The organism is Cedecea selenatireducens (assembly GCF_042138895.1).
Taxonomy (GTDB): domain Bacteria; phylum Pseudomonadota; class Gammaproteobacteria; order Enterobacterales; family Enterobacteriaceae; genus Cedecea; species Cedecea selenatireducens.
In genome coordinates this window covers 192,611-204,646 of sequence record NZ_JBHIKW010000004.1, presented here as the reverse complement: position 1 = coordinate 204,646, position 12,036 = coordinate 192,611, and the positions used below count along the sequence as shown (strand labels likewise).

General features: G+C 52.9%; 9 protein-coding genes. 5 read left to right on the top strand and 4 right to left on the bottom strand.

Going from position 1 to position 12,036, the window contains the following annotated elements; genetic code table 11:
• Position 1: 1 nt before the first annotated feature.
• A complete protein-coding gene (gene dsbG, locus ACE38U_RS08760; RefSeq protein ID WP_176981456.1) occupies positions 2-766 on the bottom strand; it encodes a thiol:disulfide interchange protein DsbG in 765 nt (254 codons plus the stop codon).
• Positions 767-876: 110 nt separating this feature from the next.
• Here dsbG and ACE38U_RS08755 point away from each other — a divergent pair, with 110 nt between their 5' ends.
• Together ACE38U_RS08755 and ACE38U_RS08750 are read left to right on the top strand one after the other, a co-directional pair.
• Entirely contained in the window at positions 877-1,347 is a 471-nt protein-coding gene (locus tag ACE38U_RS08755; RefSeq protein ID WP_038472426.1) for a GNAT family N-acetyltransferase, read from the top strand.
• Between the two features lie 31 nt (positions 1,348-1,378).
• Positions 1,379-2,020, top strand: a complete 642-nt coding sequence (locus ACE38U_RS08750; RefSeq protein ID WP_038472424.1) for an ECs1377 family protein — start codon at positions 1,379-1,381, stop codon at positions 2,018-2,020.
• Positions 2,021-2,049: 29 nt separating this feature from the next.
• Here ACE38U_RS08750 and ACE38U_RS08745 read toward each other — a convergent pair whose 3' ends face one another.
• Positions 2,050-3,453, bottom strand: a complete 1,404-nt coding sequence (locus ACE38U_RS08745; RefSeq protein ID WP_375529533.1) for a DHA2 family efflux MFS transporter permease subunit — start codon at positions 3,451-3,453, stop codon at positions 2,050-2,052.
• A gap of 140 nt (positions 3,454-3,593) precedes the next feature.
• Here ACE38U_RS08745 and ACE38U_RS08740 point away from each other — a divergent pair, with 140 nt between their 5' ends.
• Positions 3,594-4,523, top strand: coding sequence for a LysR family transcriptional regulator (locus ACE38U_RS08740; protein WP_375529532.1), 930 nt, complete (start codon positions 3,594-3,596; stop codon positions 4,521-4,523).
• Positions 4,524-4,633: 110 nt separating this feature from the next.
• Positions 4,634-6,160 carry a diguanylate cyclase DgcJ gene (gene dgcJ / locus ACE38U_RS08735; protein WP_375529531.1) on the top strand — a complete coding sequence of 509 codons (1,527 nt, stop codon included), beginning with the start codon at positions 4,634-4,636 and terminating at the stop codon, positions 6,158-6,160.
• A 356-nt stretch (positions 6,161-6,516) separates the two neighbouring features.
• Here the strand turns inward: dgcJ and ACE38U_RS08730 are convergent, their stop codons facing one another.
• Together ACE38U_RS08730 and ACE38U_RS08725 are read right to left on the bottom strand one after the other, a co-directional pair.
• Positions 6,517-7,536: a glycosyltransferase family 9 protein gene (locus tag ACE38U_RS08730; protein WP_375529530.1), complete on the bottom strand. Its 1,020-nt coding sequence runs from the start codon at positions 7,534-7,536 to the stop codon at positions 6,517-6,519.
• A gap of 276 nt (positions 7,537-7,812) precedes the next feature.
• On the bottom strand, positions 7,813-8,472 hold the full coding sequence (locus ACE38U_RS08725; protein ID WP_038472409.1) for a DUF1345 domain-containing protein: 660 nt from the start codon (positions 8,470-8,472) through the stop codon (positions 7,813-7,815).
• Positions 8,473-8,827: 355 nt separating this feature from the next.
• Here ACE38U_RS08725 and ACE38U_RS08720 point away from each other — a divergent pair, with 355 nt between their 5' ends.
• The gene (locus ACE38U_RS08720) at positions 8,828-12,034 is read left to right on the top strand and encodes a molybdopterin cofactor-binding domain-containing protein (RefSeq protein ID WP_375529529.1); all 3,207 of its coding nucleotides are present in this window, start codon (positions 8,828-8,830) and stop codon (positions 12,032-12,034) included.
• Positions 12,035-12,036: the final 2 nt, after the last annotated feature.

Below are 12,036 nucleotides of genomic sequence, written 5' to 3'. Positions count from 1 at the left end.
GTTATTTATCGCCCAAAATGGTGTTGAGCGTTTCGGCATCCGGCATGCCCTGATGCTGCTGCAGGCGACCTTCGGCGTTGAGGTAGTAAATAGAAGGCGTGGCGTTGCCGCCCAGATCATCCATCAGCGTAAGGTTATCTTTTAACGCTTCCCCGATAACCGGGTCGATCTTCTCCGGCTTTTGCAGCGCCAGCTTGCCTTTGCTGTTCTCATAGTCGGCCAGCGTTTTCGCCGGATCTTTCGACATGAGGATCGCGGCGGCTTTCTGGCCGCTGTCCGGGCGCAGCATGCCGACTAACAGCACGCGCAGCTGAACTTTACCGGACTTCAGCCAGGGCTGAGCCTGTTCCCAGAATTGGGTGCAGTACGGGCAGTACGGATCGGCAAACACGTAAACAATGCGCGACGCTTTTGCATCCCCGGCGGCTATCCAGCGGTGCTTTTCGAGGCTCTGCCACATCTCTTTCGCCATCGGGGCATAGACAAACTTCTCGACTTCCGCGTCGCTAAGGTTTTTGCCTGCGGCATCTACCAGGTTACCCATGATGGCGTGCTGTTTGTCCGGCGTCAGATAAACGGTTGTGCCTTGCCCCTGGTACTGCATCGCATAGCCCTGTAGATCGCCGGGCGCTTTAAATTCCCCTTTTATTTCGAAGCCCTGTTTCTCTAATGCTTCAATGGGGGCAGGCAATTTACCGTCGGCGGCAAACGCCGTGGCGTTAAAAAGCAGGGCCAGTGAAACGGACACGGCGGAGATTTTTTTCATCGAGCAGTCCTTGATTAAATGCTATTTTCATCAAAGGGTAGCATTCCTTTTTACGCGAAGTCATCAGACTTACTTTCCTTTAAGTAACCGAGCATTTCGGAGGCCAGCCGGTGACAATCAGACGAGCCATACCCGATGAGGCGCAGGCGCTGTGGGTGATAAGAAACGAGGCTATTCGCTTCGGCTGCCGGGATGTTTATCCCGAAGATGTGCTGCAGGCCTGGACGCCGGAGCTAATGCCTGCGGGTTACCTTCACGAGATAATTAATAATCCTTTTTTTGTGGCCGAGAATGAAAACGGCGAGCCGGTCGCGACGGGTTATCTGGATTTGGAAAATTGTGCTGTAGAAGCGGTATTTACCTTGCCAGCATATACAGGCAAAGGTCTGGCAAAGCAGATTATGGGCGCTATAAAGCAGGAGGCGAAAACACGAGGCATGACCACGTTAACGCTGTCTGCCACGCCGAACGCCCGCGATTTTTACCTGACGCAGGGATTTAGCATCGTAAAAGAAAGCCTTTACCCTTCGGCACTGGCTGGGGCATCTCTGCGCTGCTTTGAAATGAGTTGCGACATTTAGCCTGAAAACTAAAAACGTAAAAGGTGCCCTCATGAGCGACCGTATCGATTATCAGATTGAAAAGTACAGTTTTACGGAAATTGAAGAGACGCCGCGCCTCAGTCGGCAGTGGGAAGAGGTCAGGGAGGAATACCACAGAGAGCCTCAGGATGCGGAGCAGCGCCTGCGCCTGGCGCTGCTCAACGTGGATTACGTCACCAGCTTTGAACTGCCTTTTCGCCTGTTGCTTCTGCGGGCGCCCCAGTTAATCGACAAGCTGCGCGATGAGCTGCAGTTAAGTCAGAAAAGCGTGGTCATTAACGACAATAAACGCGGTGAGGTCTACAGCATAAAGGCGGATCTTAGCGCCGTGCCAGATGCCTTCCGCTACCGTTTTTCTAACCGCATACGCCGGATTGAGCCGGGCGGAACCCCGGCGACGGCTTACCAGCAGATTGCGCTGCAGGTCAGAAACCCTAGAGAGCGGCTGAAAATTGCCCTAGAGTCCGGGCTGCAGGTCAACGCCCTGGACGGCCTGTTCTGGCTTGGGCTGCAGCGTATCGCGGCCGATATTTCTGTTCTGAGGCAGTCCGGCATGGCAATAGCCACGGCGGAACGCAACGTTTTCGATAGCCTGACGGGCACCACCAGAACAATCCCGACCTATAGCTTAAACCCTGAAATCGCACGGTAGGGAAAGTAGCTAACGGCGATCCTGGTCCCTCAGAAACCCGGCTGTTTTAGCGTCCTTGTGCGCAGGCCACTTAAGCTAATGGCCAGCAGCGTCGCACCTGCAGCAACCCAAAGGCTGAGTCGAATCGCCTGCGGCTCCTGCCATATAGCGTTGCCGTAAAACGCCAGGATAACCCCTACGATCGCCGCGCCCAGGCATTGGCCGAAAGTCCGCATAATGGCCAGTATGCCCGAGGCGTAACCGCTGTTTTCCCGCGAGGCGTTCGCCATCATTTCCCGATTATTAGGACTCTGGAAAATGCCGAAACCAATGCCGCACACCAGGCTACGTAAACCGATGTCCCATGCCTGAGCGTGGGCAGGCAGCAGGGCTAAAAGCACCAGCCCAACCGTAAACACGCCTAAACCCGTGGTGGCGATAAGCGCCGGCGAATGCTTGTCGGCAAGTCGCCCGGCACGCGGCGCCGCGAGCATGATACCGACCGGCCAGGGCGTAAAGAGCAGGGCTGAAGCAAAGGCGCTGTAGCCATAAACGTTCTGGAATAAAAACGGCAGGGCGACAAACGTTATCCCTTGCCCGATGAACGAAGCTAGCGAGGTCATGGCCGCCAGCGAAAATCTCGAAGAGGCGAACAGCGTCAGCGGAAGCAGGGGCTGTGCGGCACGACGCTCACGCCAGACAAAGGCCACCCCGGCAAATAATGAGATGACGCTGTAATTTATTGCCGAAATTATGCCTTCACTTTTGGTAAAGCTGTCGGCGGCCATGATCAGCGAGCCCAGCAACAGGGCCGAAAGAATAGCGCCGGCATAATCGAAGGGCTTAGGATTGATAACTGCTGCACCAGGCAGCACCCGCAGGCTCAGGACGAGCGCCACAATACCTAACGGTATATTCACCGCAAAAAGCCATTCCCAACCCAGCGTGGAAAGCAGCGTCCCGCCAAGCAGCGGGGCAATGGCCGTGCTGGTGGCGATTAAAAAGGCGTTAAGCCCCAGGGTCCTGCCCAGCAGGCGGTTTGGGAATATCGAACGAAGGATTGCCGGGGAAATGCTCAGCACCGCTGCGCCACCGACTCCCTGTAAGATCCGCATTATCACTAACATATCGAGTGAAGAAGACAGCGCACAGCCCGCGGATGCCAGGGTAAACAGGCCCAGCCCGAAAACAAATATTTGCCTGAAGCCCAGCCGGGTAGCCAGCGCGGCGAAAATCGCCAGCGTCATCGCGGCGGCAAGCAGGTAGCCGTTAGCCACCCAAACGGCATCGCTGGCAGACACGCCGAGCGCTTTGGCGATGTTGGGTAGCGCGATGTTCACCATCGAACCATCGAATACGGCCATCGTCACGGTCGTCATCACGGCAAGCATCGCCATCAGGCGCTGGCGACCGGGTAAACCTTCATCGCCTGGCTGGGTTGAAAATAATTCCATAATGGTTCCTTACCGTTGGGCGGCAATCAGTATCAGGTTGTCAGTGCAGCAAATATAGTGATACTTAAAGACAGGCGGAAGACGCATGATATGCACTAAATAGTTGCACCAAACGCCATATCTCTTTACAGGATGCCAGAATGAACGAACCCGATCTGAATTTGCTGCTTGCGCTGGATACCTTTCTGGCTGAGGGCAGCGTGGCCGGCGCTGCCCGGCGCCTGGGGTTAAGCTCATCGGCGATGAGCCGTACGCTCAGTCGCCTGCGGGCTGCAACCGGCGATCCTCTTCTGGTCAGAGCGGGAAGAAATATGGTGCTGACGCCCTATGCCGAAGCGATTCGTGACCGGGCGAGAAACGCCGCGCTTGAGGCTCGCGCCTTACTGAGCCCCTCCACGGCAGAGCTGTCCCTTTCCACGCTGGAGTGCGTGTTTATTATCAGAGCCAATGACGGCTTTATCGAGGCATTTGCACCGTCGCTGATCGCCGCTGCCGCAGCACAAGCGCCGGGAGTTCAGCTGTGTTTTACTTCGAAGCCAGAAAAAGGGCCCCGGCATCTGCGCGAAGGCCTGGTCGACCTTGAAATCGGCGTTGTGGGTGAAATGGGCCCGGAAATACGGCTTCAGGCGCTGTTTCGCGATCGTTTTGTCGGCGTGGTTCGGGCCGGTCATCCTCTTGCCGGGATACCTGAAGTCACCGAAGAACAGTATCTTTCGTATGGGCATGTGGTTGCCTCCCGTCGCATCCGCTCAACGCCCGGGCCCGTAGATGATGCGCTGGCTAAAAGGGGACTGATGCGAAAAATTGCCGCCGTAGTGCCGGGGTTTCCGGCGTCGCTAAAGGTGGCGCAGGCATCCGATCTGATTGCCCTGGTGCCATCTTCTTTCCTGCTTAATCAATCTGTTAGCGAGGTTGAGGGAGACAATGCCAGGCTGGCAATGTTCGAGCTGCCGGTGGATACGAGAACCATCACCGTTTCTCAAATGTGGCACCCGCGCTCAGAAGCTGACCTCGCACACCGCTGGCTGCGGCACCTTATCCTGGACGTATGCCGCACCCTGGTGCCTTAGTTGACACGCTGCAACCAGGAATTTTCTGCGTTTCGGGTAATCTCGGTTCTGTCGATATGCTATACTCCAGCCTATCTAACAAGTGGGATTTTTCAAGGGATTACACCATCTTGTCGCTGCTAAAGTACATCAACACCATTATCCTGATCGTTATTCTGACAACGTTAATTTTTGCCGGGTTTGTATTTCGGGAATACCGTGATCTGAAAAGCTACATGGGGTACATTGCAGAAAACGGAAAATCCGCGCTGTTTCATGAAGAGTATATTAACCAGAACACGGCTTTTCGGCTGTCTCGTGCTTTCTCCTCTGCGCCGTCAGGGATAACAACCGCTGCAAATAAAGATATTGATATTTGTAAATATGCCGAATCATTAAATGGTGTTTATGGTTTAAATCTCGCGGGCCAAAAATTAGCGACACTTAAGGGAACGTTGCAAACTCGCAATCCATCCTGCGCCAGCTGGAAGAACGATGCGGCGTCGTTGATCGTTGGGCAAGAAAACGCCGCCAATGCCGCATCTAAGTACAGTTTTTCCAACTACAGTGGCTATGTTTTTAACAATATCCGCTACTATATAGATCTGAAAAATAACTATATTTATATCAATAAGATTGTCGACAGCAAGCATTATACCTTTAATAACTGGCTGGTGAGTGAAAATGGCCGTATAGATATCGACCGTAGCGCGAAGACCATTAATATTGACGGCTCCGCGTTAACCGATCTGCGACAGGGAGAAAATATTGTCTCCCATGTTTATACGGATGGCTACACCCACAAAAACATTATCAGCATGATTACGCCGGTATTTCAACGTGAGGAAATAAAAGGGCTATTCATTACCGATATTAATATCGACGATCTAGCCACGTCCTTTTATACGGCGGAAAGGCCGCTGTTATGGCGTTTTCTTTCCCTGTACGTTACGGACAATGCTACCGGCGCTAAGATCAGCTTCCACCATCCTGTGCTGAAGTCGTTTACGCCCATTTCTTATGCGGAAAAAATCACCGGCTACTATACGCTGCACATCCAGCTGGACGGGATTTACTTCCTGATCTCTATTCTCTGGTTAGTCGCCCTCTATTTGTTCGGGACCTGGCTACTTTGCCGCTATGCCAAAAAACAGCTCGACCGTAACCGGTCGCTGTCTCACGATAATATGACCGATGCGATGACCGGCCTGTATAACCGTAAAGTGCTGACATCTTCGCTTGAGCAGAAGATTCACGCGCTGCTGAGTAATAACATTGCCGTAACGGTAATTTCTATTGATAGCGACGGGCTGAAGAAGATTAACGATACCCTCGGGCATCACATGGGTGACCGGGCCATACAGTACCTGGGCAGGGCGCTCGCGCAATCCATTCGCAAAAGCGACTACGGCATTCGCCTTGGCGGGGATGAGTTCAGTTTGATTTTGATTGATTACAGCCTGACTAAATCTAACGAAGTTATCACGCGTATTCACGATTACCTTCTGACCATCGATGAAGACAAACTGGTTGGATTTTCTTACGGAAGCTATCAGATGGCAGCCGGTGATACGTTAGAAACCGCGCTTCTTAAGGCGGATGAACTGCTGTATCAGCATAAGCGTAATAAGTATGGGGAAAAGGGCTCCAGCCGATAAAAAAGCCGCTGGTGGCTCCCTCAGCGGCTTTTTAGTGGGTGCGAATTGTCGCCATAGGGATTGTCAGGTGAATGAAAACACTACCATTCATTAATAATCATCACTCTTTCGTCTGAAAGTTTAATTTTAGTCACTTTAGGCGGCAAGGGTTTCGAAAGAATGGTCATTCTCACGTCAAAAGTGCCGTTGACTGAGGCCATTGAAATTTTGAACGGCATCAGAATACTGAGTGCCAGGATGAGTTGTTTCATATTAATACAATTTGTTTACTTTTATTTAAAATCAATGAATTGGTCAAAATTATATCATATATGCTCTCGTGAGGGGAATATCTGCGGTTTTATTGACCGGTAAAGTTAGCGGCAGGGCAAAAGGTTAAGATAGCGGCGATAATTCTCCTCAATAACGCTCAGCAGGGTGTTATCGTCGCTCTGATGAAGCAGGGCTGAACTCTCCGTACCCATATCCACACTTGCACATAATGGGTAACAGGCCGCCCGCAGCGCAGGTTTGATGGCATTAAAGTATCCCATCGTGGGTACTCCAAACGCGGCGGCAATGTGCAGAGCCGACGAATCACAGGTATAGACTTTGCTGGCATGGCGGATAATGGCGACAAAGTCGCGGGTATTCCTTGAACGTGAAGACAAATCGATAAACTGCGGGTGGTCTATCTCGCCGAATCCTGCAACCGGTATACCGTGTCGCTTAAAGATATGCTCGACAAATTCTACCAGTACGGCATCCGGGATGTTGCGAAGTTGGGTGCTGGCGCGGTGATTGAACAGTACGTAACGGCCTTCCAGAGGAGGAGCTTGCTCCGGCATTTCGTCCCGAAGCCAGCGGTTTGTTTTAATATCATCGGCAACGGATTCAGGGGCAATGCCAAGGTGGCGCAGGAAAAAGTCATGCATTTCCAGAGTGGCGAAATCCTCCCTGAAGAGCTGGTTCCCGGCATCAATCACCGCATCATATCCCTCGAGAAAAATCAGCTCTGTGGGCATATAGCGCAGCTCATCGATGACGTTACCCGCCAGCTGATAAATCTCTTCCACATAGGCCTGGCTGGTGTGAGGGCGCAGCACCGTCAGGTGAAGTTTTGGGTTGATGGCCTTAATAGCCTGCAACGCCGCAATGCCAATCAGTGAATCGCCCAGCGTGACGCCCATGCCATTGATAATACAAAGCCGCTTAACGTTACGGTAGTCGAGAGAAAAGGGCTGCAAGGCGTAGTTATAAATTCCCGGCTGATGCAGCGCCTGCAGTTGCAGAGCGTTCCGCTGAGTAGGGCACAAGGACTCAAGATCGTACGAAGCGACGAGCGTTTTCTCGTCCTGAAGCAAACTGCCAGCAAAATTCAGAAGCGATGAGTTCATGGTTTCCCTGAGACATAGCGTAAGCACGCCTCTCACCATAATGAGATTTGGCTGGCTGTCAATTTCCCTTGAGCGTCGTTCTTTTTAGAACAGAGAACCGCCTGTTTGAGTCAGGCATTACCAGGGGATCAGCCCCATTTCATGTAGAGCGCCCAGGATAAGCAGGATAGACATGCAGGCATCAAATGGATTAGGCATCGTGTTTCACCTTTACCGCGCAGCTTTGCTGGTTAAATTATAGTCTATTTTGTTTTCGCCGTCGAAATATCAAACTCGCTAACTCAGCAGCCCGGCACCCACGTTAACGGATAATCCCAGTATCGCCAGGTTGAAGAGAAACGAGATAACCGACTGCAAAAGCGTAATTTTGCGCATCCCGGTGGTTCCCGTCGCCACGTCGGCAGTCTGTGACGCAACGGCGATGGTGAATGAAAAATAAAGAAAATCCCAATATCCGGGATCTTTTGGTTTTTCAGGGAAGATCATCGGCGTGACGTCTTTGCTGCGGTGCAGATAATGATGATGGGCGTAATGCATGGCAAACGAACTGGGCAGTAATGTCCAGGACGCCAGTAGCGTGATTGCGGTCAGAACAATGTGCAACACGAGTGGAGTGCCAGAAAGTGAACGTAACGACGGCAGCTCGCTCAGGATAGCCACAATGCTGGCCATACAGGCAAAGATAACCATGCTTAATACCAGCGCCGCGCTTTGGTCCTGTATTCTGGCAATTCGCTGAATCTCGCTCACATCAGTGCGCAGCATGCGAAACCAGATAAACGTCAGGTAGAGCCAGGCCAGGACATTCCAGCTGATTAACAGTCGCTGAAGCGTGCCGAGCTGGGCCGGCAGAACGTAATAACAAACGATCCCGGCAGCAACCGAAATCAATAATCGCAGGCGGGCGAAGAGGTGAGTCCTTAGCGAAAAGCTCATGGGATAATTTATTCGACGAGGGTTGGATAAGTTAACTGTAGACGAGGGAAAAGCTAAGGACCTGCTTCTCGCAGATAATCAATTTGCCGGGCGGGCAACCCGTCAACCCGTGCATTATTATTTTGATAATTCGTAATTATTACTTTGAGAATTTCCGCAGCATAAGGTTTAAAAACCATTCTCTTTTCTCCTCAGAACAACCGCTCTCGCTCCCTGAGCGTTTTTTTTCGCACGTCTAATCACAGAAATTCACATCGGCCACCACCTCATTGATTTTTGGCACAAATCTTGGATTTGTTAGCACGATGAGTTTTTCCCGTGAGTGACTTACTGATTTGATAATAAGGGGAACGTTATGTGTGCTTTGCGTTCAGCGTCGCCAGGACGCGTGGATGGAGTGGCAAAGGTCAAAGGAACGGCCATCTACGGCGATGATATTACTTTGCCGGATATGTTATACGGCGTCTGTCGTTATGCGGATATTCCGGCAGGGAAAATAGATCAGCTCGACTTAAGCGAAGCGCTGGCGGTTGAGGGCGTGGTCAAAATTGCCACCTGGCAGGACATCCCCGGCACGCCGGTTGTTGGTGTTATCGTCAAAGATTACCTGCCAATTATTAAGGATGAGGTGGTCTTTCACGGCGACGTTATTGCCGTAGTTGCCGCTACTACCTATGAAGCGGCCTGCACAGCGGCCGACAAAATCCACGTACGCTATACGCCATACGCGCCATTGACCGATGTTGAAGCTGCGCTTGCGCCAGACGCGCGCTGCATTCATCCGGAACGCAGCGACAATATTGCCGCGCATCATCACACCCTCAAAGGTGATGTTGAAAAAGGCTTCGCGCAGTCGCGTCATATCCTCGAGCGCGAATATGAAGTGGGTTTTCAGGAGCATGCTTATATTGAACCCGAGGTGGTGCTAACCTGGCTTGACCCTACCGACGGCAGCCTGATTATTTCTGGCTCGGTGCAAAACCCGCACCGCGTTCGCGGTTTCGTCGCTAAGTTCATGGGCTGCCCGCAAAGCCTGATCAACGTAAAACGCGCCGTTATGGGGGGCTCGTTCGGCGGCAAAGATGATGTTATTGACCATCTGGCCTGCCGTTCGGCTCTGCTGACGCATCTGACCGGGAAACCGGTGAAATTTGCCTACACGCGCGAACAGTCAATTATCGAAAGCTGCAAACGCCATCCATATAAAATGAAATACAAGGTCGGGCTGGACGACAGCGGCCGTATCCAGGCCATTAAAGTTGATATCCTGGCCGACAGCGGTGGCTATGCGGCTTCGTCACCGTTTGTCACCTGGCGTTCGTCAGTGCAGGCCGCAGGCCCATACGCCATCCCAAACGTGCATATCGACGTCACGGCGGTGTACACCAACAACAGTTACACCTCCGCGATGCGCGGCTTCGGTTCTCCGCAGGTGGTTTACGCTCACGAATCACTAATGGATGAGATTGCTGAGTATCTGAAGATGTCGCCTGTCACGGTGCGCGAAATTAACGCCTTACGCCAGGGCGATGCGTCGATTACCGGCCAGGTGTTTGACCAACATACGGTTTCCGCGCATGAAGTGCTGGCAAAGGCTACCGATTCGGCCGAGTTTATGGCGAAACGAAAACATTATCAGGCGCTTAACGAGAAGGGCGGCGTCTACCGTTACGGTATTGGCCTGGCGTTGAGCTATCGCGGGTGCTCGATCGGTGCTGAAGGGGTTGATACCTCAACGGCGCTGATTCAGGTCAACGAAGACGGTAGCGTCAGCCTTTCGACGTCGGTGTCGGAAAACGGACAGGGGCTGCAAACCACGATGACGTTGATTGCCGCCGAAGCGTTTGGCATCGAAATGAGCGAGTTTCATTTTATGGAGCCGCCAACTTCGGTCATCGGCGACGGGGGCTCCACGGCGGCGACGCGCGGAACAATGGTCGGCGGCGGAGCGATTATTGATGCTGCGCAGAAGATCAAACGGCGCATTCTCGGCGTCGTCGGTGAGAGCATCGGGGCAGCTCATCTTGAGGATACGCTGTGGCAGGGCGGCTTTATTATCAACAAACATGATAATAGCCAGCGTATCGACTTCAAATCGGCGGTGAATAAAACTAAGTGGGCCAGCGTGAGCCTGACTGAATACGGTTGGTTTGTGCCGCCGCCCATTCACTGGGATGAAGAAAAAGGCTGTGGCAGCCCGTATTTTACCTGGGTTTACGGCTGCCAGGTGGCCGAGGTTCGGGTGAATATCAGCACCGGTAAAACTGACTTGCTGCATGTTACTGCCGCCCACGATGTCGGCCAGGTTCTTAACCCGGTCGGGTTTGAGGGGCAGGTCTGTGGCGGCGTGGCACAGGGCTTTGGCTATGCTCTGTTAGAGGATTTCAACATTGAGCACGGGCAGGTGAAGTCCGAGAACTTTGACAGCTATCTGCTGCCGACGATCAAAGATATTCCCCCGATTACCGTTATCGGCGTTGAGAACCCGGACAAGGCCGGCCCGCTAGGCGCGAAAGGGATTGGCGAGCCTGCCACGGAGTTAGTCGCCGCGGCCATCAATAACGCGGTGAGCTTTGCGCTGGGGACTCGTTTCAACAAGCTGCCGTTAACCCTGGAGCAGGTGATTCTGGGTTATAACCTGAAAAAACCGGCTCGTCAGAGTGAATTGATGATCGAGCCTGGGAATAAGAAACAGGTATTACGTCTGACGGATGTCACCGTGACGCGGCCTGGAACGCTAAGTGAGGCCCTGGAACTGCTAAAAAGTGACGGTGTCACGGCTATTGCCGGCGGCACGGACGTGATTGTGCAGGGGCGCATGCAAACCCGGGCAATGAAGCTGGTGGATATTTCGCGCCTTAGCGAGCTGACGCAGGTGACCGAAGATACACAATCGCATGAAATTTCTATTGGTGCGGCAGTAACGTTCAACCGCATTACCGAAAATAGGCTGCTTCGAGAACGTTATCCGCTGTTGGTACAGGCTTGCCACACGGTGGGCTCGCACCAGATTCGTAACCGGGCGACCATCGGCGGCAATATCGTCAACGCCGCACCTTGTGGTGATTCCATTCCACCGGCCATCCTCTACGACGGCAGCATTGAGCTGCAGTCTCATCGCGCCGTGCGCCGGATGTCGCTGGGTGAGTTTCTGATCTCGGGGTACAAAACTCAGCGAGAGCCTGATGAGCTATTAACCCGTCTTATTCTGCCGCCGCCGACAAAACCTGACGCTAAAGGCTTTTACCATCAGCTGGGTCGCCGAAACGCGCTGAATATTACTCGTCAAAGCCTGACCATGCTGCTGGAAATTGCCGACGACGGCACGGTGAGCTACTGCCGGCTGGTTGATGGTGCGCTGTTCAGCAAGCCTCAGCGACTTATTGATGTTGAACGCTGCCTGCTGGGCCAACGGCTGAACCCGGCCACTATCGACAGTGCCTGCGAGGTACTCGACAAGCTGATTTACGCCGCTATCGGTAAACGCTGGTCTGCGGCCTATAAGCAGCCGGTGTTTATCAGCATGTTCCGCGACATGATGGCGCAAGCGTTGGAAAAATAACC